We start from the raw sequence: 22039 nt of genomic DNA, 5'->3' as shown, positions 1-22039 counted from the left end.
GTGCGGTTGTTGCCGACACACTCGGCTCACCGGGGTTTCGACACGCGTCGGACTCGCTGCGCTCGCTCGTCGCTGCTCAACCAGCAAGGGGTCGGACTCGATGGCGGCTCGACCGGCGGGTGGGGGCTGCGGAGCGGGAGGGGGAGCGGGGTCAGCCCGGAGCTCAGCGCGCGAGGAACGCGGCGACGGTCGCCTCGAATGCCTCCTTGGCCTCGATCATCACCCAGTGTCCGCACTTGGGGAAGACGTGGAGTTCCGCGTCGGGGATCAGGCGCATCGGGACCATCGCCATGTCGGGTGGGCTGACGCGGTCGTCGCGGCCCCAGGTGAGCAGGGTGGGGCACTTGATCTTGTGCATCATCGACCAGTAGGGCGGGATGTCGGCGTCGGCGAGGAACTTCTGCTGCATCTCGAAGGCGGCCGAGCCGTACATCGCCCGGCCGGTGGCGAGGGCGTCGGCGTTCATCGCGGCTTCCCAGCGCTCCTCGATCAGCTCCTCGGTGACGAGCGCGCGGTCGTAGACCATGGCGGTGAGCCAGCGGATCAGCTTGTCCTTGTCGGGGTCGTCGGCGAACTCTTGCAGTAACCGCAAGCCCTCGCTGGGGCTGGGGCTGTACACGTTGGGTCCCACGCCCCCGATGGTCACCAGCTTCGCCACCCGGTCGGGCTTCTTCATCGCGAGGTTCACACCCACGACGCCGCCCATCGAGTTGCCGATCATCGGCGCGGAATCGATGCCGAGGGCGTTCATGAACGCGATCACCGACTTGCCCGCGGTCAGGACCGGCATGCCCTCCCACGGATCGCTCACCCCGAAGCCGGGAAACTCGAGCACGAAGCATCGATGCGTCTGCGCGAAGAACCCCAGATTGCCGCGATAGTTGCGCCAGCCCGTGACGCCGGGGCCCGAACCGTGCAGCAGGATCAGCGGCGGAGCATCGGGCGCGCCGGCCTCGTGATAGCGCAGCGTGCCCTGCTCGGTGGTCAGTTCCCGTTTGGTTGCGTCATAGGTGACATCCACGAACCAAGACTAGAACGTGTTCTATTCCGCTGTCACGCGGGTGAGTGACTATCCGTTGACGTCGTCGGCGATCGTGGAGGCGGGAAGAGGGCAGGACCGGCGGCCAGGATCGGGCCCCTGACGTTGGTCATCCGGGCATCTCCCGGAAGCGGACACTGACGGCCCGATCTCAGTCACCGGCTGTCGGTCATCGCGTTCCGCCGAACGCGACGCCACGAACACGCGCCCACAAAAGTAGGGGAAGAAACTTCTTCCCCGACCCTTGGTGTCTTCCCCCAGAAAATTCTCGCGGACGACTACGAACCCCGGGGAAGAAGTTCTTCCCCTAGATTTTGCGGGCACGACGCCGTCGTGTTTCCCCAGTTCAGAAGCCTGGTTGCTGAACTCGTCGAGTCAGTCAGGCACCCAGTGCGGCGTCGTCCTCGTTGCCGAACGTGTCCTCGAGCGCCTCGGGGGAATAGTCGACGTCGATCTCGGCGACCGGGCGCCCGCGCGCGGCGGCGATCGCGTCGAGTCGACGGCTCGCTCGGTCGGCGGCGTGGGCGATGAACTGGGCGTTGTCTAGGCCGAAGGGTGGTGTCTCGAACTGCTCGTCGACCCAGTTGATCATGCCGAGCGCCAGCGGCGTCAGCTCGCCCAGGCGCGTGAGGGCGACATCCCAGAGGGCGTCGTCGTCGGCGATCAGTCGACGACACGTGTACGAACTCCACGCCACATGCCGGCGTTCGTCAGCGTTGACGAAGCGGATCACCCGCCGCAACCCGGGCAGGATGCCGTGTGTCGAGCAGATCCGCTGCACCATGTGGTGGCCGGTCAGGGCGAGCGACCCGACGACAACCTGGTGATAGGTGACCAACGCGCGGATCTCGTTCACAGGGGACGGGTCGTCGTCCAGTGCGGCGAGCGCGGTCGGGAGCTCGTCACCGAAGATCTGCCGATAGAACGGGTTGGCCTCCACGTAGGGCGTGAGGTCGTCGGACAGTCCGACGGCGTCGGACCACAACGCGAACACCTCGGCATGCTTGGACTTCTCGAAGGCAACCTGCGACAGGTACATCTCGTCGCCGAGTCGACGGCCCGCGACGGCTGACCGAAGGAAGGGCTGGATGTGCCGGGTGACCGCCTCCTCGCCGGCGCAGAACTGTGCGATGAGGTAGGTCGCGGCTCGTCGTCGCCCGTCGTCGATCTCCCGCCAATCCACGGCGTCCGCCGAGAAGTCGATCGCGGACGGGTCCCAGAATCGGGCGTTGCCCGTCATGAAGAGGTGCGTGGGAAAGCTGTCCCACTCCACGCCGGCACGAGGCAGGGGCGAAAGTTCTTCGCCCCCGTTCGTGTTGTGCTCGACGAGACTCAAGGCGACACCAGCTAACGATCATTCGACGGTTGTCCGTTGACGCTAACCCTTTACTGGCGCGAACGTTATCAGATTGACCGAACTCTCAGGTTTGGTTGAGGGTGTGTGGTCGGCGAATCAATTGTGTTGTCAGTCAGTCGATTTCGACCTATCGCGAGACAGTGTGCTCGGCCACCAGACACGGCGGCCGATGTCGATCGTCAGGGCAGGGACGAGCAGTGTGCGCACCACGAGAGCGTCGACGAGGACTCCGAAGGCCACCAGAAATGCGACCTGCGCGAGGAACAGCAGGGGAATCACCGCGAGCGCGGCGAAGGTCGCCGCCAGCACCACACCGGCCGACGTGATGACACCACCGGTCGCGGTGAGGCCGCGGATCATGCCGTCGCGGGTGCCATGAATTCGTGACTCCTCGCGCACGCGGGTCATCAAGAAGATGTTGTAGTCGATGCCGAGCGCGACCAGGAACACGAAGGCGAACAGTGGCACCACCGGGTCGGCGCCGGGGAAGCCGAAGGGGCCGTCGAAGAGCAGGCTCGAGACGCCGATCGTGGCCGCGAACGACACCACCGTGGTGGCCAGCAGCAATACCGGCGCGACGACGCTGCGCAGCAGCAGGATCAGGATCGCCAGCACCACCAGCAGCACGACCGGGATGATCAGGTTGCGGTCGTGGATTGCGGTGGTCCGCGTGTCCAGATCGACGGCCGACGTGCCGCCGACCAGGGCGTCGGCTCCCGGGATCGGGTGCACGACGTCACGGATCCGTTCCACCGTGTCTTGTGCCGCCAGCGACTCGGCGTTGTCGGTCAGTGTCACCTCGACGGCCACCTTGCCGTCGCGCACCACCGGCGTCCCGCCCTGCTGGAGAACCTGCGCGTTGGCCACGCCGTCGACCCCGCGCACCGCGTCGGTGACGGCGGCCGCGGACTGTTGGTCGGTGATGATCCAGGTCGGTGAACCGCTCCCGGCGTCGAAGTGTCTGGCCTGGATGTCGGCGCCCTGAACGGATTCGACGGTGCCCAGGAAGTAGTCGGTCGACGCGACACCGTCGGCGCGGAAGGTCGGCGCGAATGCGGCGCCGACCAGCAGAATGATCAGGGTGCCGATCCAGATGGTGCGCGGGCGGGCGGCCACGGCGTCGGCGATCCGACGCCAGAACCGGTGCGTGCTGCCGCCCTCGACATCGGCGTCGGGAGTGAATCGGGGACGCATCGGCCAGAACGCCGCGCGGCCGAGGAGTGCGAGGGCGGCGGGAAGGAACGTCATCGACGCCAGGAACGACGCCGCGATTCCGAGTGCCGCGACCGGGCCCAGACTTCGATTGGAATTGAGGTCGCTCAACAACAGGCACAGCACGCCGGCGATGACCGTTCCCGCCGACGCCGCGACCGGTTCGATCGTCGACCGCCAGGCGATGCGCAGCGCATCGTAAGTGTCACCGGTGGTGATGAGCTCCTCGCGGAATCGGGACACGAGGAGCAGTGCGTAGTCGGTCGCGGCGCCGAACACCAGGATGAACAGGATGCCCTGACTCTGGCCGTTGAGTTCGAGGGCGCCCTGCTTGGTCAGGAAGTACACGGCGCCGGACGCGAGCGACAACGCGAACACGGCCGAGATGACCACCACGAACGGGAGGATCGGGCTGCGGTAGACGACGATCAGGATCGCGATCACGACCGTCCCCGCGACCAGGAGCAGTAGGCCGTCGATCCCACCGAACGCCTCGCCGAGGTCGGCGACCTGTCCGGCCGGTCCGGTCACCTTGACGGTGAGCCCGTCGGGTGGGTTGGCGAGCGCGTCGCGCAGCTTCTCCGTGGTGTCGGCCGGTTCTCCGTCGGTGGAGATCGGGACGATCAGCTGAGCGGCCTGGCCGTCGTCGGAGCGGATCGGTGGTGAGAACTGCGGACCGAAGCCCTCGGTCCCGGCCAGTGGTGCGGTGGCCTGGCTGAGAGAGGCGAGGTCTTGAGGGGTGATGCCCGAGGTGCGCTCCGCGATGACGATCGCGGGCAGGAAGTCGGTGTCCTCGAAGTCGGAGAGCAGATCGTTGACCCGCGTCGACTCGGCCGACGCAGGCAAGAACGCAGAGTTCGAGTTCGTCGACACCGACGAGAGCTTGCCCGCAAACGGTCCGGCGACACCGCCGATGACGAGCCACCCGAGCAGGACGAGCGCGGGAATGAGCCAACGCAACGTCGTTGTACGGCCGGTGCCGCGGGCCACTTCATCTGGCTTCGTCGCCATGGGCTCATCTTTACATGTCTCGGTGTTCGGCAATCTCGGGCGCACGGTCCCTATTCGGAGCCGCGGCGGCGGTCGGATCGGTGTCTGAGAGATCCCTGAAACCGGCGCGGGAAAACGTTCCTTTGGGCAGGATGTGACGTGCGTCGCATAAGTCGATCGCCATAGTTTTTCCCCGCGTGGGATGGGACAAGAAGGAGCACGTATGAAGACCAAGGGCGCCATCCTCCGCGGAGTCGGACAGCCATGGCAGATCGAAGAATTCGAACTCGGCGATCCGGCCGCCGGCGAGGTGCAGGTCAAACTGGTCAGCTCCGGACTGTGTCACTCCGATCATCACCTGCGCACCGGCGACAGCCCGATTCCGATGCCCGTGCTCGGTGGCCACGAGGGTGCCGGTGTGGTGCACAAGGTCGGGCCCGGTGTCACCAACCTCAAAGAAGGTGACCACGTCGTCACCGCCTTCATTCCGGCGTGCGGAGTGTGCGAACCGTGTTCGCGCGGCGATCAGAACTTCTGCGACGAGGGCGCGCGATTGCTGTCGGGTCTGGCGATCTCCGACGACACGCACCGGGCGCACACCTCCGACGGCACCGGCCTGACCCAGATGTGCCTCCTGGGGACCTTCGCGCCCTACATCACCGTCAACCAGGCATCCCTGGTGAAGATCGAAGACGACATCCCACTCAAGGAAGCAGCACTGCTGGGTTGCGGTGTGGCCACCGGATGGGGTTCGGCCGTCGAGATCGGGGCAACCCACGCCGGTGACGTGGTCGTGGTGGTCGGCATCGGTGGCGTCGGGATCAACTCGGTCCAGGGTGCCGCCGCCGCAGGCGCGCGGATCGTGGCTGCAGTCGATCCAGTGCCCTTCAAGCGGCAGATGGCCGAGAAGCTGGGTGCCACACACACTTTCGAGTCGATGGAAGACGCACTTCCGGTCATCGGCGAGATCAGCTGGGGCAAGATGGCGAATACGACGATCCTCACCGTCGGCGAGATCGACGGTTCGATGATCCAGCCGGCACTGAGCCTGACCGGCAAGGGTGGCCAGGTGATCGTCACCGGTATGGGCAACTTCGGTGCGATGGACGCCCAGATGAACCTCTTCGAACTGACCCTGCTGCAGAAGCGCGTGCAAGGCGCGATCTTCGGTGGAGCCAGCCCGCGTACGCAGGTCCCCACCTTGCTCAACGAGTACCGCGCGGGCAAGCTCAACCTCAGCGACCTGGTGACCAACACCTACCGCCTGGATCAGATCAACGAGGCCTACGACGACATGTTGGAGGGCAACAACATTCGCGGCATGATCGTCTACGGAGACGACGACTACTGAGTGGTCGGCTTCCTGCCCACCCCGCTCCCCCTCGCCGGCTGAGGTGCGAGCCTGCGAGCCTCCACCCCGCTCCCTGAGGTGCGAGCGAAGCGAGCCTCGAAGGGCCTGGCGAGTTGACAATGTCGTCTCACCAGGGCCTTCGAGGCTCTCGGCTAGCGCCTCGAGCACCTCAGCCAGCGGGAGGGTGCTGAGCCAGCGGGAGGTTCTCAGCCAGCGGAGGGGGACTCTTCGCTTGAGTTCCCCACGTCGCGCTGTCGGAAGGTGATGAGCACGTTGAGGCAGCGGATACCGAGGCCGAGCAGGATGAGAGTGCTGGCCATCTGAATCGACACCGCGATGCGTGCGGGCTCGGAATCGGGTGCGATGTCGCCGAAACCCGTTGTGGTGAAAACGGTCAGGCAGAAATACAGCGCGTCGATCTTGGTCAGCTTCTCGTTGAAACTCCCGTGCGAGTAGTCCGAGAACAAGAAGTACGTGGTCGCGAACACCACGATGTAGAAGCTGGCCAGCGCGACCAGCATCTCCATCGCGGTGGCGACCGGCCGGGTGGATCGCGCGAATCTGCGTACCTCCCATACGCAAAAGGCGGAGAGCAGGATCGCCCCGACCAGTAAGCCGAGGTAGTTGACGTCGCTGTCCTTGTTGATCGGCAGCACGAAGTATCCGGTGAGCAAGACCACCGCAGCGCCGAGTGGCCGCAACAGGGCTTCGGTGACGTCGCGTCGGGCAATGCCGGTGAGCGGGTGCGGCTGCTCGGCCGGCCCGGATTCGCCCCCGCGCGCTCCGGAGTCGTCGGTCACCAGATCCTGACCCGGTCGGATTCGTCGAGATACAGTGCGTCGCCGGGCTTCACGTCGAAGGCGTCGTAGAACGCGTCGATGTTGCGGACCACACCGTTGCACCGGAACTCCGGCGGCGAATGCGGGTCGACCGACAGCCGTTTGATTGCTTCGGCGTCGCGGGTCTTGGTACGCCAGATCTCGGCCCAGCTGAAGAACACACGCTGTTCGCCGGACAGGCCGTCGATCTCCGGGGGTGTCGTGCCTTCGGTCGCGAGGCCGTAGGCGACCAGCGCGATCGACAAGCCGCCGAGGTCGCCGATGTTCTCGCCGATGGTGAAGGCGCCGTTGACCTTGTACTTGGGATCGAGGCCGTCCGGGGTGAACTCGCCGTACTGATCGATGAGTTTGCCGGTACGAGCCGAGAACTCGTTGCGGTCGGCGTCGGTCCACCAGTTCACCAGGTTGCCGTCGCCGTCGTACTTGGCGCCCTGATCGTCGAAGCCGTGGCCGATCTCGTGCCCGATCACCGCACCGATGCCGCCGTAGTTGGCCGCGTCGTCGGCGTCCGGATCGAAGAACGGCGGCTGCAGAATCGCTGCCGGGAAGACGATCTCGTTCATGCCGGGGTTGTAGTAGGCGTTCACCGTCTGCGGTGTCATGAACCATTCGTCGTGGTCGACGGGTGATCCGATCTTCGCAAATTCGCGCTCCTGCTCGAATGATGTAGCGCGCGCGACATTTCCGATGAGATCGCCGCGGTCGACGATGAGTGCGCCGTAGTCGCGCCAGGACGCGGGGTAGCCGATCTTGGGGGTGAACTTGTCGAGTTTGACGAGCGCCTTGGTGCGGGTCTCCGGCGTCATCCATTCGAGGTCGGAGATGTTGCGGCGGTAGGCGGCCACCAGATTCGCGATCAACTCGTCCATCCGCGCCTTGGCCTCGGGGCCGAAGTGCTTGTCCACGTACAACTTCCCGACCGCGAAGCCCATCGCGCCCTCCACGAAGGACACGCCGCGCTTCCAGCGGTCGCGGTTGGTCTCCGCTCCCGACAGCGTCCGCCCGTAGAAGTCGAAGTTCTCGTCGACGAAGTCCGACGACAGGTACGGTGCCGCCGAACGCAGCAGACGCCAGGTGAGCCAGGTCTTCCAGTCCTCGAGTGGCCGCTGCGCGACCAACCGGGCCGCGCTGGTGACGAAGGACGGTTGCCCGACGACGACTTCCGCGAAGGTGGCATCGCCGACCGTCCCGAGGCCGCCGAACCACTCGCCGAGGTCGAAACCGTCTGCCGCGGACTCCAATTCGTCCAGGGACAGCAGGTTGTAGGTCTTCTCGGCGTCGCGTCGGGCCACGACATCCCAATGGTCTTGGGCCAGAGCGGTTTCCAGATCGAGGATCGTCGCCGCGCGATCGGCGGCGTCGTCGAATCCGGCGAGGGTGAACATGCGCTCCACGTGCGCGACATACGCGGTGCGGGTGTCGGCGTGATTGTCGTTGCCGTCGGCGTCGGGGTGATAGTACGACTCGTCGGGCAACCCGAGGCCGGACTGCACGATGTGCACGAGGTAGCGGTCGGACGCCCGCGCGTCGGTGTCGACGTAGAAGCCGAACAGGCCGCCGACGCCGTGCCGGGTGAGGCGACCCATCCGACGGCAGAGCGCGGCAACCGAGTCGATCGCGGCGATCTTCTCGATCTCGCCGGCGATGGGTCCGATGCCGAGGGCATCGACGTGGTCGGTGTCCATGAACGACGCGAACAGGTCACCGATCTTCAGCGCGTCGGAGCCGCTCGGTGGGCTCGACTCGGCGCATTCGGTGATGATGTCGCGGACGTTTTCCTCGGCGCGATCGCGCAGCACGTGGAACGCCCCGTCGATGGCACGGTCCTCGGGGATCACGTGGGATTCCAGCCACTTGCCGTTCACGTGGGCAAACAGGTCGTCTTGGACGCGAACGGAATCGTCGACCCACTCGAGGTCGAGTCCGGACGCGAGGGTGGTGTCGGAAGAAGTCACGCGCTCCATCCTGTCACCGCGATCGCGATCCGTCAGCCGCGTCGGCCGACGCGGGCCTACCGTGGATGTCATGACGGCCCCTGATCTCGAGTCAACCCAGGTGCGTACCTACGACGTGGTGGTGGTCGGGGGTGGTCCGGTCGGCGAGAACGTCGCCGACTACGCGATCCGGGGGTCCGATCGGACGGCGGCGATCGTCGAACACCAGCTGCTCGGCGGTGAGTGTTCGTATTGGGCGTGTATGCCGAGCAAGGCGTTGCTGGGTGCGGGTGCGGCACTCGCCGCCGCGCGTGCCTTGCCGGGGTCCGCTCCCCGGGTCGTCGATGACCGGCCGGAACCGGACGCGCTGCTCGGGTGGCGCGACACGGTGAACCATTCTCGCGATGACGCGTCGCAGGTGGCGTGGGCGCGTGGTGCGGGCATCGAGGTCGTCCGCGGGCATGGGCGGATCGTCGCGGATCGGCTGGTGGTCGTCGAATCGGCTGACGGCGGGCGCTTGACTCTGCACGCGCGGCATGCGGTGGTCATCGCCACGGGCAGCGTTGCCTCGATCCCACCGATCCCCGGGTTGCGCGAGGCCCTGCCCTGGACGTCGCGCGATGCGACCAACTTGGTGGAGGTGCCGGACCGGATCGCGATCCTCGGCGGTGGTGTGGTCGCATGCGAGGCCGCCACGTGGTTGGCCGACCTGGGTGCCGCGGTGACCATGGTGATCCGCGGCGACCGTGTGCTTCCCAAAGCAGAACCCTTTGCGTCCGAACGGATTGTCGGCGGACTGCGCAAGCTGGGAGTGGACGTGCGATTCGGCACGACGATCGCCTCGGTGGACCGTCCTGGTGTCGCCGATACCGGGTATGGCCGGCTGCACGGCGAGCCGGCACGTGTCGTTCTGTCCAGCGGTGACACCGACGAGGACATCACGGTCGACGAGATCCTCGTGGCTGCCGGAAGAACGCCGGCGACAACGGATCTCGGGCTCGATTCGATCGGTCTCGAGGCGCACGGCCCGGTGGCCGTCGACGATCACATGACTGTCGACGGCCATCCGTGGTTGTACGCCGTGGGCGACGTGAACGGCCGAGTTGCGTTGACCCACATGGGTAAATACCAAGCGCGGGTTGCCGGCGACGTCATCGCTGCTCGTGCGCAGCGTCGCGAGTTGGACAACCCCCGGTACGCCGCGTCGGCCGACCGCGACGCCATCCCGCAGGTCGTGTTCACCCGCCCCGAGATGGCCTCGGTGGGGCTGACCGAGGCGCAGGTCCGAGAGCGGGGCATCGAGGTGCAGATCGCCGAGACCGACATCGCGGTCGCCGGCTCATACCTGGCCGGACCGGACTACTCCGGGCGCGCCAAGCTCGTCATCGACCGCGACCGTGGCGTACTCATCGGCGCGACGTTTGTCGGTGCGGGCATCGCGGAGCTGGTGCACTCGGCGACGGTGGCGGTGGTCGGGGAGGTGTCGCTCGATCGCCTCTGGCACGCGGTTCCGTCGTATCCGACGATCAGCGAGGTGTGGCTGCGGCTGTTGGAGCAGTTGCACTAGAGTCATATTGGTCTGACCACTTGACCACCTGTGCCCTGGTGGCTACCGTCACACCCATGCCGTTCGAACCCATCTCGCCGCGCAGCGTGCCCGAGGACGTCTATGAGCAGATCGTCGACGGCGTGCTGTCCGGCGAACTGCCCGCGGGCGAGTCGTTGCCGAGTGAGCGTGAACTGGCGCGTGTGCTCGGGGTGTCGCGCCCCGCGGTGCGTGAGGCATTGAAGCGGGTCGCTGCGGCAGGGCTGGTCACTATCCGGCAGGGCGGGAGCACGCGGGTGCTCGATCCGGCGTCGAGCGGCGGACTGGATCTGCTGCCGAGACTCCTTGTCCGACAGGGTGACCTCGACCCTCGAGTCGCTCGCTCGGTGGTCGAGGCGCGGGCTCTGATCGGACCGAAGGTTGCCGAGCTCGCTGCGCTCCGTGCTGCCGATGGGGTTGCAGCACAACTGGAGTCGTCGCTCACCGATCTGGAGAACGAATCCGATCCAGTCGGACAGCAGGTCGTCGCGCTCGAGTTCTGGAGTCGCGTCATCGACGCCGCCGACTCGATGGCGTTCCGGCTGATGTACAACTCGCTGCGAGCCGCCTACGAACCGGTATTGCCCGAGCTGGCGACGGTTCTCGAACCCGAGGTCGGCAACCTCGGCGGCTATCGGACGGTGGTCGAGGCGATCGCGTCGCACGATCCGATCCGCGCCCGAGCCGCCGCCGAGGCATTGCTCGCGCCGGCAACCCAAGCGCTGCTTGCGATGTGCGAAGGACTGATGGGAGTGGAATCCACATGAAAACCCCGGATCAGGCGCGGCGTCGCGTCGAGAGCGACGAGCGTCGTCTGCGGGCGTCGCGGCGAAACGTGACCCTCGCGTCGGCCTTGGCCGAATTCGTGAAACATCCGTCGCCCTGGATGATTTCGGCATTCCTGGTCGCGTCGGTGATCGCTCGGGTCTGGGTCGGCGGCTGGGGTGTCGCGGATCTTGTCGTACCCGTCGTGATGGTCGCGGTGTTCCCGATCGCCGAGTGGCTGATCCATGTCTTCATCCTGCACTGGCGGCCCAAGCGGCTCGGGCCGGTCACCCTCGACACCCTGCTCGCGCGCAAACACCGTGAGCACCATCAGGATCCGCGCGACATCCCGCTCATCTTCATCCCGTGGCGGGCGTTGATACCGGTGCTGGTGGCGGCGCTCGTGGTCGGGCTGGTGCTCTTTCGCAGCGTCGAACGTGGGCTCACCTTCATGGTGGTTCTCGGACTTCTGGGCATCGTGTACGAGTGGACGCACTACCTGATCCACACGGACTACAAACCCAAGACCCGCCTCTACCGGGCGACCTGGCGCAATCATCGCTTCCATCACTACCGCAACGAGCACTACTGGTTCACGGTCACCACGTCGGGAACCGCCGACCGTCTACTGCAGACCTATCCCGACCCCGAGTCGGTGGAGAAGTCGCCGACCGCGAAGAACCTTCACGCGCTCACCGATTGACGGTCGACGTCTGGCGGCGAAATCTGCGTCAGTTGACGGATGTGTTGCCATCGGCCGCGCTGCAGAGTCGAAGGCATGCAACTACCTCACGCAACACATACCGCTTACGACACCGGCTTCTATTCCGAGGGCCGCGACTACTCCGTCCGTTGCCTGCTCGGCACCTCCAACGCCGGCGGCGCCGACGTTGGCGAGGTTCTCGCCACCATCAGCGGACTCAAGGGCGGCGGACAGGCCTGGTTCGACGCCTGGCTCCGACTCGGCCGGCGCGTGCGCCACGAGGCCGACGCCAGCGCCGCAGGCGGCCACCGGGTCAGCGCGGCATGGGCGTACCTACGTGCGGCGAACTATCTTTCGATGGCGGTCGACGCGGTCGACGAGTTGCCCACCGCCGAACAGCGGCTGCCGGTGTTCCGGGAGCATCGCGCCGCATGGGAATCGTTCATCGACCACGGCCCGTTCGATGCTCATCGACTCACGATCCCGTACGAGGACACGACGTTGCCGGGCTGGTTTCTCGCACCGCTGCACCCTGATGGCGGCCGGCCCACGCTGGTCATGATCAACGGCAGCGACGGCGCGGTGTCCGGTCAGTGGAGTGCCGCCGCACGCGGCGCGCTCGAACGCGGGTACAACGTCGTCATGTTCGACGGGCCCGGTCAGCAATCCATGCTGTTCGAACACCAGATACCGTTCCGGCCCGACTGGGAAGCGGTGCTGACGCCGGTCACCGATGTCGTACTGCAACAACCCGGCGTCGACTCGGATCGTCTCGCGCTGTACGGAATCTCGCAGGCAGGCTACTGGGTGCCGCGCTCGCTTGCCTTCGAGCACCGGTATCGTGCGGCCATCGCCGATCCCGGCGTCGTCGACGTCGCAACGAGTTGGATGGACAAGCTGCCGAGCCCACTGCGCACGGAACTCGCTGCGGGCAAGCGTGACTCATTCGACCGCGACATGGGTATCGGAATGAAGCTCAGCTCGGCAACGAAGCGTGAATTCGATTGGCGGGCAAGGCCTTATGGTGCCACTGGATACTTCGAAACCTATGTGGCGGTCCAGGAGTACCGGCTCACCGACGAACTCGCCGCCCAGATCAGAACGCCGATGCTGGTCACTGCTCCGGAACACGAACAGTTCTGGCCCGGACAGTCGGCTCGGCTCGTCGGCATGGTCGGAGGAGGAGCGGAACTGATGGAGTTCACCGCCGCCGATGGGGCGAGTTGGCATTGCCAGCCGATGGCCCGCGCAATGACCGACCAGCGCATGTTCGACTGGCTCGACGTCAAGCTGGCCTGACCGAGAGGGACACGACTCGCGACAACCGGTGCCGAATCGGAGAACGCGAGTGCTGCAGCACTCGCGTTCTCCAACTCGACTCGATTCCTGGCCGGGCGAGTCGGTCGGGGCGCTACTCGCCGAGTCGCTTGTTCATCGCCCAGACGAGGACCTCGGCGTCGGAGGTCGCCGTGATGGCCAGCCCGTCGGCGTCGTCGGCGCGCAGGGCGTCGCCGTCGCCAAGCCGATCGTCGCCGATCACGACCTCGCCGGCGGTCACGAACACGTGGGTGAAGCGTGCCGGCGGAACCTCGACACACTGCCCCGGTGTCAGGCGCGCCGCGTAGAGGGTCGCGCCGGCGTTGGCGATACGGATCGCGGAGTCGACACCGTCCTCGCCGGAGGCGACCGGCACGAGTTTGCCCGGACGAAGCAGGTCGGAGACGTTAGCCTGTTCGTACGACGGCTCGAGACCGTGGTTGTCGGGCATCACCCACATCTGGATGTAGCGCACCGGCGAGCGGCCGGAATCGGAGAGGTCGGGCCAGGGGTCGTTGCGTTCGGAATGCCGGACGCCCGAACCCGCACTCATCCGCTGTGCGAGGCCGGGATAGAGGACCCCGCAGTGCCCCGCGGAATCGCGGTGAACCAGCGTGCCCTCGACTACCCAAGTGACGATCTCGGTCTCCTGGTGAGCATGTGAATCGAACCCGTGGCCCGGCGACACCAAATCGTCGTTAATGGCCAACAGCACTCCGTAGTGGGTGTTGTATGGGTCGTAGTGGTCTCCGAAGGAGAAGCTATGGCGGGACACCAGCCACTCGGTGGCCGTCACCGCGCGCTCGGGTCCTCGGATCAGGGAAACCGTCATGATCCATTATGGACAGCCGGTGAGCGCGCTCTGGCGACCAGGGCAGATACGCGAGTTCCGCACGGCCCACGCCATTCCCGGCCGGCCGTCACCCCCGCACGAACAGCGCCGCGAGACACGATTGTGACCGCTCCGATCCCCGAATGGAAGCTCAAGGGATCGAAATCGCGTGTGACAAGAGTGAAAATTGTGAACATGAAGATCTGGGTCAAGTGCGCGATCCTCGCGACTTGTGCCGCGCTCGGAATCGCTGTCGCTGTGTCCTCGTGTGGAATCACCGGAACAGACGACACCGGGGCCGCAGCCGCGATGAGAGGCTATGCGTCCGCGTTGAACAAACAGGATGCCGGTGGTGCCGCGCAGTTCACCACCGCACCTGGTCAGGCCGGGGAGGCGCTCACCGCGACCCTTCAGGCGATGCGGGCCAACAGCGTGCACGTCGAGGTGCGCAACCCCGTCGAATACAGCGACGGCACGGCGTCGTTCGCCCTCAAGACCACCTACACCTGGGACAAGGGCCGGAAGTTCGAGACCACCAGCAACGGCACCGCCCGACACCTCTCGACCGGGTGGAAGGTGACGTGGGAACCGTCGATCATCTATCCGGGTCTGCCCGCGGGCGGAATGCTGCGCGAGATCCGCACCGACGCGACCCCGGCACCGTCCGTTCGCAGCCGTACCGGCAAGGCGTTCATGGTCTTGCAGCCGGTCAACGAGCTCATCCTCGACCCGGCCCGCACCCGGAACCCGGACAACTCCGCCCGCGCGCTGGCACGCGCCATCGCCCCGATCGCCCCGCTCGTCACCGCGCAGATCATCACCAACAAGCTCGACGAGGCGGCCGGCAGGCCGGTCACGGCAGTGGTGCTGCGCGACTCCGACATGGGCGTACTCGCCGGCAACCCGGCTCGTATCCCCGGGGTCACCGTCAACAAGGCGGGCGCCCTCGTGATGGCCGACCGTCGACTCATGTCGCCGCTCGAGTCGGGGCTGACCAACTACTGGCAGGCCATCCGCGACGCGACCGCCGGCTGGCAGGTACAGATGGTCGGTCCGGGCATCAAGCCGCGCAAGCTCGTCGGCGAGCAGGGTCCGGCCGGGCCGAGCGTGTTCACCACCGTCGATCAGTCACTGCAGCTCACCCTCGGTGACGCCGCGGTGGAGGTCGGACAGCCCGCCACCATCCTCGCGCTCGACGCCGTCACCGGCGGCATCCTGGGGATGGCCCAGAACACCTATGCGGCTCAACGCAACATCAACGTCGACCAGGCCTTCCCGGTGGGCACCACGCTCAATCCGGTGTTCGACGCGGTCGGACGCGCGGCAGCGGCCAACCAGGAGTCCAGCGAGGCCATCCTCGACCGGCTCGGGCTCGGCGTCCAGCTGACGGTGCCGGGTGCCAGTGCGCCGATGCCAGGGCAGCCCGGCGTGACGACCGTCGACTTCCAGCACGGTCAGACCGTGTCGATGATGAACATGGCAGCCCTCGGTGTGGCGCTCGCACGCGGCGGCGCCGGACAGTTCACGTCCACGGCGCCCTTCGTCATCAAGGGCGTCCCCACCAAGGTGGTCGGCGGTTCGCTCGGCGAACTGGATCCGGCGCTGATCAACCAGATCCAGCGTGCGATGGTGCTGACCGCGAAGAAGGGCGACGCGAGTGACCTGACCCGTGCGCCCGGCCTGCGTGCACTGGTCGGCACCAACGGCCCGCAGGGCCCCGGATGGTTCGTGGGCTTGCAGGGCGGCAAGGTGATCGTCGTCTACACCGAGGGACCGAAGTCGGGAACGGCGGCACTCCAGGTGGCGCAGAAGTACTTCACCATCAAGTAGCGCGAGTCAGGAACTGCGCTGAGCGCGTCGCGCGAGTGCCGCGAACGCAAGGCGCCATCCCAGCAGGAACAGCGCGAGGAAGGTTGCCGCCACGACGACGAACGCGACTTCCACGCCCTGGTGCAGGATGTAGCGCACGATCATCCCGACGGTGACCGTGCAGAACCAGATCACCAGACCGACCGGAACCACCCGGTCGGGGCGGAAATCGTGGCCGAAGAAGTCGCTCGACCGGACGTGCGAGTACACATAGGTCACCGACCAGCCGGCGGCGCAGCCGACGAGGAACGGCCACAACGTCTGCACGACGCCGATCAAAGACAGGGCCTCTTCGTGGCTGGCCCGCCCGATGAGGGCGAAAATGGTGATGGCTGCGGCGTCGATGAGAGCGGCGACCGGTGCCGACGCCACCCCGCGCATCGGGGCGAGCGTTTGCTCTACGGTGTCCGAACTCGCCATGGTGGATTACGGTAGCGTCTCGGCGCTGCGCTCGGCACGTCAGGATCGCGCTCAGCGGTCATCGGTCGTTCGATCGGGGGATGACTCGGGGGATGGCGGGGCGTCCCATGGTGGGTCGGGATCGTCGGATTCGTCCTGAACGCGATCGTCGGGGTCGGCGACCTCGTCGCGGGTGATCTCTTCTTCGAGTGTGTCGACGGTCTTGATGCGGTGCCGGAACATCACCATGATCACGACCCAGCCGATCGCCGCGACCAGCACATAGCTGATCATCCGGTAGACGAGGACGGCGGTCAGCGCGTCGGTCGCCGGCATTCCCGCGCTGGTCAGGGCCGGGACGAGCACCGCGTCGACCACGCCGATGCCGCCCGGGAGCAGGGGGACCGCCGTTCCGACCGCCTTGCCCGCGGCGTAGGCGACCATGAGGCCCGAGATGCTCGGATGGGCGCCCACCGCCCAGCACGCGAACATCAGGCAGGCGACGTCGGCAACCCAGTTGAACAGGCTCCACCCGAACGCGATCGAGGTGTCGCGCTTGGTGAGCTGCACCGCGCGCAGCTGCTCGAGGGTCTCCAACAGCTTGTCGATGCCATGGTTGTCCGGCTTGCTGCGCAGCTGGTTGACCCAGCCCAGCACCCGGATACCCGTCGACCGCAACGACTCGGGATGACTGGCCAAGAACTGCAGGACGAGTGCCACGGCGAGGAACCCGGCCACCGAGAAGAACACGGAGAATGGACTGGTCTTTGCCCCGGCGAGCACCGCGCCACCGAGTCCGAGGACCGCGAGGCCGATGCCGGCGAGCAACCCCGACATCACCACCTGCCACGACGCCACCACCGGCGTCGCGCCCCACTTGCGGGTCTCCCGATAGGTGAAGGCAGGGGCGAGGACCTGGCCACCCGGCATCGTCTGGCTGACCGAGTTCGCGGCGAGGATCAGCGACAACGACTGCCACTGCTTGACGACCACGCCGGCGGACCGCAGAAGTGCGCGTTGGACCTGGGCGAAGCTGTCCATCGACAGCAGCGCCGCAAGAATCGACGCGAGAATCCACGGCCATTTGAGGTCGTCGATCCGCCACCAGGTCTCTTCGAGCTTCGGCCAGATGAGATAGATCTCGACCGCGAGCACGGTCACGACGATCGCCAGCAGGGTCCAGCGCACCCACCAGAAGCGTGGCCGCGCCGGGGCGCTGCGGGGTGCAGCTTCCTCCGACGACATAGTGGACACCCTAGGGCATGTCCCTTGCCCCGCCGATGAGCCTACGGTAGATGGGGTGACGGACTCCGATTCCACACGTGACCCGGCGGTGTTCGATCGGTCCCGCGTGCACCCGCTTGTTCGTGCGACCGCCGAGTGGAGCTGGCGGCTGCTCGTCATCGCGGCGGCCGCCTACGTGCTGTTGCTGATCTTCTCCGAGTTCGAGCAGGTGCTGGTCCCGGTGGCGCTGGCCGTGCTGGGCGCGGCCATGCTGGTGCCGGTGGTCGACGCCCTCGATCGGCGCGGGGTGCCCCGATCGTTGGCGGTGCTGGGTGTCATCGTCGTCGCGCTGGGTCTGCTCGCCGCCGTCCTCACCTTTGTCATCCGCGAATTCGTCCGGGGCGTACCCGAACTCGCCGACCAGGTGCGGCTGACCGTCGACCGCACCAAGCAGTGGCTGATCGACGGCCCCCTGCACATCAACGCCGATCAGGTGGGCAACGCCGGAACCGACGTCCTCGACGTCGTGCAACACAACCAGGACAAGGTGACCTCGGGGGCGCTCGCCACCGCGACCACAGCCGGTGAGATCGTGACCGGCGCCCTGCTCACCGTCTTCCTGCTGATCTTCTTTCTCTATGGGGGAGGCCAGATCTGGCGGTTTCTCGTCGGAGTGGTCCCCGCGGCCAGCCGCCGCCGAGTGTGGGGCGCCGGGATCGCCGGGTTCGGAACCCTCATCGGCTATGTCCGGGCAACGGTGGTGGTCGCGCTCGTCGACGCGTTGGGAATCGGTGTGGGACTGGCGATCCTGCAGGTTCCGTTGGCCTTGCCGCTCGCGTCGCTGGTGTTTCTGGGCGCGTTCATCCCGATCGTCGGCGCGTTGGTGAGCGGTACGCTGGCCGTCATCGTCGCCCTGGTGACCAACGGCTGGATCGCCGCGGTGATCACCCTCGCCATCGTGATCGGCGTGATGCAGCTGGAAAGCCATGTGCTGCAACCATTTCTCCTCGGCCGTTCGGTTCGGTTGCATCCGGTTGCGGTGGTGCTGGCGATCGCGGCCGGCATCGTGTCGGCGGGCATCATCGGCGGTCTGCTCGCGGTGCCGTTGATCGCCTTCCTCAACACCGCCGTGCGCCACCTGGCCAGCACACGACCCTCGCCCGACGACGGGCGGTTGTCGTCGGACGATCGCATGTACGTGGCCGAACCCGACAAACCGATGTGGGACGAAACCGGCGGGATCGGACCGAGCGGGGACGCACCGACGTGGGCCGAATACGCCGACGGCATCGCCGTCCTACCCGACGACGACCCGCCGGAACCGCGATCCTAGGAGTCGGACTTGCTGCGCCGCAACAGATCCTGAACGCTGATCTGTCCGCCGTCCTCGGAGCGCGCATGCCGGTCGGTGCGGGAGCGCCGTGACACCGGCGCGTCGGAATCGGCGGTCTCGCGACTCTGCGCCGAATTCGTCGGAGCCGACGGCACGGCATCGGGCGACAAACCGCGGTCCATCCGGTCGCCGGTTCCGCGCGGTTGCTGCGGCGGTGGCGAGGTTCGCTCGGGCGACAGCGACGCCGCCAACGGGCGTTTGCCGGTGTCGTTGAGGGTCGGCCGACGCCGCAGTGGTGAGTCCGGCGGGGGTGAAGTCGGCGGGGCGCCCACCGGACCCGGCCCCACCGGACTCGGCCCAGCCGGGCCGGCGGTCGGCGCGGGTGCCGTGCGCGGCGCGGGCCCCTGCGGCGCGGGTCCCTGGGTAGGCGCCGCTGGGGGTCCGGGCGGTTGAGGTGCCTGCGATGTCGCCGGCTGGGGATCGCCGAGACGTATTCCGCCGTCGCCGAGTCGCCAGCCACCGGTGTCCGGGCCGGAATTCCGACCGGTCGTCGGCCGCCGATACGGCGTCGGCCGGCGCGGTGGGTTCCCAGGCGGCGGTCCAGCCGGTCCACCCCGGGTGGGGGCAGCGGCCGGCACGGAAGTGGTGGGGGCAGCCATCGGTGCCGCAGTGGTGGGAGCTGCAGTGGTGGGAGCTGGGGTGGTCGGTCGGGCCGGTCCAGGGGCCCCGACCGCCCGCCCGCGTACGGGGCGGCTGGTCGCGACCGTCGCCGGCTCGGGCTGTTCGCGCCGGATGCGTCCGGACGGTCCGCGGCCCGGCGGCGGACCCATGGCTGCGGGGCGTGCGACCCGCGGGCGCTCCATGACCGAGGTCGGGGCTTCGGCGGCGAGTGTGCCCGCGCTCATCGTGCGGGCGGCCGCAGCACTGTCGCGCATCTCGTCGGGCTCATCGTCGAGGACGGTCTCGCCGAGACCGATCTTCTGCTGCATGACGCGCATCCAGCGTGGCGCCCACCAGCAGTCGTCGCCGAGCAGCTTCATCACCGACGGCACCAGCAGCATGCGGATGACGGTGGCGTCCAGGATGAGGGCCGCGATCATGCCGTAGGCGATGTACTTCATCATCACGATGTCGGACAGACCGAATGCGCCGGTGACCACCACGAGAATGGCCGCGGCCGCCGTGATGATCCGTCCGGTGTGGGCGGTACCGACGCGCACCGCCTCGGTGGTGCTCGCGCCCTTCTGTCTCGCCTCGACCATGCGTGACAACAGGAATATCTCGTAGTCCGTGGACAGGCCGAACACGATCGCGATGATCAGCACCAAGACGGCCGCGAACAGCGGGCCGGGCGTGAAGTTGGCGATCTCGGCGCCGTGACCGTCGACGAAGATCCAGGTGAGGATGCCGAGGGTGGAGCCCAGGCCCAGCGCCGACATCAACGCCGCCTTGATCGGCAGCACGATCGACCCGAACGCCAGGAACATCAGGAAGCCGGTCACGAGCACCAGCAGGACCGCCATCAGCGGCAGCCGGCTCATCAGGGCGTCGATCGAATCCTGCGTGAGGGCTGGGGTGCCCGCCACATACATCTGCAGGCCCTGCGTGTCGATGGCGCGCAGATCCTTGATCGCCTGCGCCGCGGTGTCGCGGTCCTCGAGACCCGCCGCCATCTGGAAGATCCACGCGTCCGAGCCCGGGTACTGCGCGGACTGCGAGTCGTTGGGCGAGGTCGAGAACTGTTTGGTGAAACCGGGGATCTTGTTCGCCTGGTCGGCGATCGACTGGAGTTTGTAGTCGTAGTCCGCGGAGTTGGGATCGTAGACGATGACCAGCTTGATCTCTTCGGTGCGCTCGGTCGGGAAGTACTCGTCGAAGTGCTCCTGCGCCAGCCTGTTCGCGTTGTCCGGCGGCAGGTACTTCTCGCTGATGCCGCCGAACTGGATGCCGCCGAACGGGATGATCAGCACCAGGAGTAGCAGGACGGTCGGGACGGCGGTCGCCACCGGATGCTGCATCACCCAACCGGACAACTTGCCCCAGAAACCGTTCTCGACATCGGCGCGGGTCTTGATGCGACCGGTGAACCGGCTGTCGATGGCGTCGGCCCGCTTGTCGCCGAAGATCTTGCGCGTCACCGGGATCACAGTCCAGCCCATCAGGGTGCGGATCGACAGCGCGTCGATGCGCGGCCCGAGGATGCTGAGGATGGCCGGCAGCACCGTGATCGACAACAGCGCCGCGAGTGACACCGACGCGATGGCGCCGTAGGCAACCGATTTGAGGAAGCCCTGCGGCATGATCAGCAGACACGCGAGAGCAGCGACGATGATCGTCGCCGAGAACACGACGGTCTGTCCGGCCGTCATCACCGTTCTTCGGACCGCGGCCTTGGTGGAATAGCCTTCGGCCAGCTCCTCGCGGAACCGGGACACGATGAACAGGCCGTAGTCGATCGCGATACCCAGCCCGATCAGCGTCACCACCGACTGGGCGAAGATGTTGAGTTCGGTGGTCAGCGCCAAGACCTTCATGATGCCGAGCGACCCGGCGATGGTCAGACCACCGATCAGGACCGGGAGGCAGGCGGCCACCACGCCGCCGAAGATGAAGAACAGCATGATCGCGACGATCGGCAGCGCGATCACCTCGGCGCGCCGGATGTCCTCGTCCATGCCGTCGGCCATGCTGCCCGCGACCGGTTGCAGACCCGCCAGTTCGAAGGTGGTGCCCTGCAGGCCGAACCGCTCGGCGATGTCGTCGAAGAACGGTTCGATCGTCTTGTAGTTGTTCAGCACCGTGGTGTCGTCGTTGCCGGCCACGCCGATGCTGATGAATGCGTGCCGTTTGTCGTCGGTGAACGCGCGTTCCTGGATGGCGGGCTGGATCGCCTGCTGCAGGAACGGGTCGATGATGCCGGGGTCCTGCCGGTTGACGATGTCGGGATGCGCCGCGATCAGGTCGTTGACGAAGTCCTCGACCTTGGCCCCGAACTCCGGGTTGTCGACGGTGGTGCCCTCGGGCGGCGTGATCAGCAGGATGATGTCGGAGCGGTGATCGCGCCCGAGCGCGGCGTCGGCGTACTGCGAACCCTTCACCGATTCCGACGTCGGATCGAACCAGCCGCTCTGACTCAGATGCTTACCCAGATCGAGGCCGTAGAGTCCCAGGCCGGCCATCAGCGCGATCATCACCGCGATGACGGCGAAGCGCATCCGGTAGACGAATGTGCCGATGGCTCCGAACACGCTGGTTCTCCTTTCGATGCCCGATGGGTCTGATAGGTCGGG

At 66.8% G+C, this 22039-nt stretch carries 16 protein-coding genes; 7 read left to right on the top strand and 9 right to left on the bottom strand.

Annotated elements, in window-relative coordinates; translation table 11 throughout:
• Positions 1–163: 163 nt before the first annotated feature.
• The 3 genes from ABZW74_RS15440 to ABZW74_RS15430 all read right to left on the bottom strand — a co-directional run bounded on the left by ABZW74_RS15440 (position 164) and on the right by ABZW74_RS15430 (position 4619).
• A complete protein-coding gene (locus tag ABZW74_RS15440; protein WP_355277284.1) occupies positions 164–1021 on the bottom strand; it encodes an alpha/beta fold hydrolase in 858 nt (285 codons plus the stop codon).
• 397 nt (positions 1022–1418) lie between these two features.
• Positions 1419–2375, bottom strand: coding sequence for a R2-like ligand-binding oxidase (locus tag ABZW74_RS15435; protein ID WP_240854946.1), 957 nt, complete (start codon positions 2373–2375; stop codon positions 1419–1421).
• A gap of 129 nt (positions 2376–2504) precedes the next feature.
• Positions 2505–4619: an MMPL family transporter gene (locus ABZW74_RS15430; RefSeq protein ID WP_355277281.1), complete on the bottom strand. Its 2115-nt coding sequence runs from the start codon at positions 4617–4619 to the stop codon at positions 2505–2507.
• Positions 4620–4821: 202 nt separating this feature from the next.
• Between ABZW74_RS15430 and ABZW74_RS15425 the strand changes: the two genes are divergently transcribed.
• Entirely contained in the window at positions 4822–5949 is a 1128-nt protein-coding gene (locus ABZW74_RS15425) for an NDMA-dependent alcohol dehydrogenase (protein ID WP_240854942.1), read from the top strand.
• A gap of 206 nt (positions 5950–6155) precedes the next feature.
• Here ABZW74_RS15425 and ABZW74_RS15420 read toward each other — a convergent pair whose 3' ends face one another.
• Both ABZW74_RS15420 and ABZW74_RS15415 read right to left on the bottom strand, forming a co-directional pair.
• Complete coding sequence (locus ABZW74_RS15420) at positions 6156–6680, bottom strand: potassium channel family protein (RefSeq protein ID WP_240855538.1); 525 nt, start codon at positions 6678–6680, stop codon at positions 6156–6158.
• 65 nt (positions 6681–6745) lie between these two features.
• Positions 6746–8752 carry a M13 family metallopeptidase gene (locus ABZW74_RS15415; protein WP_240854940.1) on the bottom strand — a complete coding sequence of 669 codons (2007 nt, stop codon included), beginning with the start codon at positions 8750–8752 and terminating at the stop codon, positions 6746–6748.
• A gap of 61 nt (positions 8753–8813) precedes the next feature.
• Here ABZW74_RS15415 and ABZW74_RS15410 point away from each other — a divergent pair, with 61 nt between their 5' ends.
• The 4 genes from ABZW74_RS15410 to ABZW74_RS15395 all read left to right on the top strand — a co-directional run bounded on the left by ABZW74_RS15410 (position 8814) and on the right by ABZW74_RS15395 (position 13074).
• Positions 8814–10289: an NAD(P)/FAD-dependent oxidoreductase gene (locus ABZW74_RS15410; RefSeq protein WP_240854938.1), complete on the top strand. Its 1476-nt coding sequence runs from the start codon at positions 8814–8816 to the stop codon at positions 10287–10289.
• 56 nt (positions 10290–10345) lie between these two features.
• Entirely contained in the window at positions 10346–11074 is a 729-nt protein-coding gene (locus ABZW74_RS15405; protein ID WP_355277278.1) for a GntR family transcriptional regulator, read from the top strand.
• Positions 11071–11775: a sterol desaturase family protein gene (locus ABZW74_RS15400; protein WP_355277275.1), complete on the top strand. Its 705-nt coding sequence runs from the start codon at positions 11071–11073 to the stop codon at positions 11773–11775. Before ABZW74_RS15405 ends, ABZW74_RS15400 begins: the two co-directional genes overlap by 4 nt.
• A gap of 75 nt (positions 11776–11850) precedes the next feature.
• Positions 11851–13074 (top strand): prolyl oligopeptidase family serine peptidase, encoded by a 1224-nt coding sequence (locus ABZW74_RS15395; RefSeq protein WP_355277272.1) that lies wholly within the window; start codon positions 11851–11853, stop codon positions 13072–13074.
• Positions 13075–13186: 112 nt separating this feature from the next.
• Here the strand turns inward: ABZW74_RS15395 and ABZW74_RS15390 are convergent, their stop codons facing one another.
• Positions 13187–13924, bottom strand: a complete 738-nt coding sequence (locus ABZW74_RS15390; protein WP_240854934.1) for a pirin-like bicupin family protein — start codon at positions 13922–13924, stop codon at positions 13187–13189.
• Positions 13925–14119: 195 nt separating this feature from the next.
• Between ABZW74_RS15390 and ABZW74_RS15385 the strand changes: the two genes are divergently transcribed.
• The gene (locus ABZW74_RS15385; protein WP_240854933.1) at positions 14120–15754 is read left to right on the top strand and encodes an NTF2-like N-terminal transpeptidase domain-containing protein; all 1635 of its coding nucleotides are present in this window, start codon (positions 14120–14122) and stop codon (positions 15752–15754) included.
• A gap of 6 nt (positions 15755–15760) precedes the next feature.
• Here ABZW74_RS15385 and ABZW74_RS15380 read toward each other — a convergent pair whose 3' ends face one another.
• Complete coding sequence (locus tag ABZW74_RS15380) at positions 15761–16213, bottom strand: DUF3054 domain-containing protein (protein WP_355277269.1); 453 nt, start codon at positions 16211–16213, stop codon at positions 15761–15763.
• A 51-nt stretch (positions 16214–16264) separates the two neighbouring features.
• On the bottom strand, positions 16265–17437 hold the full coding sequence (locus tag ABZW74_RS15375) for a YbhN family protein (RefSeq protein ID WP_240854931.1): 1173 nt from the start codon (positions 17435–17437) through the stop codon (positions 16265–16267).
• Between the two features lie 55 nt (positions 17438–17492).
• Between ABZW74_RS15375 and ABZW74_RS15370 the strand changes: the two genes are divergently transcribed.
• A complete protein-coding gene (locus tag ABZW74_RS15370; RefSeq protein WP_240854929.1) occupies positions 17493–18749 on the top strand; it encodes an AI-2E family transporter in 1257 nt (418 codons plus the stop codon).
• Here the strand turns inward: ABZW74_RS15370 and ABZW74_RS15365 are convergent.
• Positions 18746–21997 carry an MMPL family transporter gene (locus ABZW74_RS15365; RefSeq protein ID WP_355277265.1) on the bottom strand — a complete coding sequence of 1084 codons (3252 nt, stop codon included), beginning with the start codon at positions 21995–21997 and terminating at the stop codon, positions 18746–18748. The genes ABZW74_RS15370 and ABZW74_RS15365 overlap by 4 nt on opposite strands.
• Positions 21998–22039 lie beyond the last annotated feature (42 nt).

The organism is Gordonia sp. NPDC003585 (genome assembly GCF_040610755.1).
In the GTDB taxonomy this organism is placed as follows: domain Bacteria; phylum Actinomycetota; class Actinomycetes; order Mycobacteriales; family Mycobacteriaceae; genus Gordonia.
Note: the sequence above shows the minus strand (reverse complement) of the source record. Positions and strands in the feature narration are given on the sequence as shown.

Bases quoted from the DNA above. Each gene is read 5' to 3' on its own strand.
- ABZW74_RS15380 (WP_355277269.1), bottom strand. From the start codon at position 16,213: ATGGCGAGTTCGGACACCGTAGAGCAAACGCTCGCCCCGATGCGCGGG.
- ABZW74_RS15405 (WP_355277278.1), top strand. From the start codon at position 10,346: ATGCCGTTCGAACCCATCTCGCCGCGCAGCGTGCCCGAGGACGTCTAT.
- ABZW74_RS15425 (WP_240854942.1), top strand. From the start codon at position 4,822: ATGAAGACCAAGGGCGCCATCCTCCGCGGAGTCGGACAGCCATGGCAG.
- ABZW74_RS15395 (WP_355277272.1), top strand. From the start codon at position 11,851: ATGCAACTACCTCACGCAACACATACCGCTTACGACACCGGCTTCTAT.
- ABZW74_RS15375 (WP_240854931.1), bottom strand. From the start codon at position 17,437: ATGTCGTCGGAGGAAGCTGCACCCCGCAGCGCCCCGGCGCGGCCACGC.
- ABZW74_RS15385 (WP_240854933.1), top strand. From the start codon at position 14,120: ATGAAGATCTGGGTCAAGTGCGCGATCCTCGCGACTTGTGCCGCGCTC.
- ABZW74_RS15415 (WP_240854940.1), bottom strand. From the start codon at position 8,752: ATGGAGCGCGTGACTTCTTCCGACACCACCCTCGCGTCCGGACTCGAC.
- ABZW74_RS15400 (WP_355277275.1), top strand. From the start codon at position 11,071: ATGAAAACCCCGGATCAGGCGCGGCGTCGCGTCGAGAGCGACGAGCGT.
- ABZW74_RS15410 (WP_240854938.1), top strand. From the start codon at position 8,814: ATGACGGCCCCTGATCTCGAGTCAACCCAGGTGCGTACCTACGACGTG.
- ABZW74_RS15430 (WP_355277281.1), bottom strand. From the start codon at position 4,619: ATGGCGACGAAGCCAGATGAAGTGGCCCGCGGCACCGGCCGTACAACG.
- ABZW74_RS15390 (WP_240854934.1), bottom strand. From the start codon at position 13,924: ATGACGGTTTCCCTGATCCGAGGACCCGAGCGCGCGGTGACGGCCACC.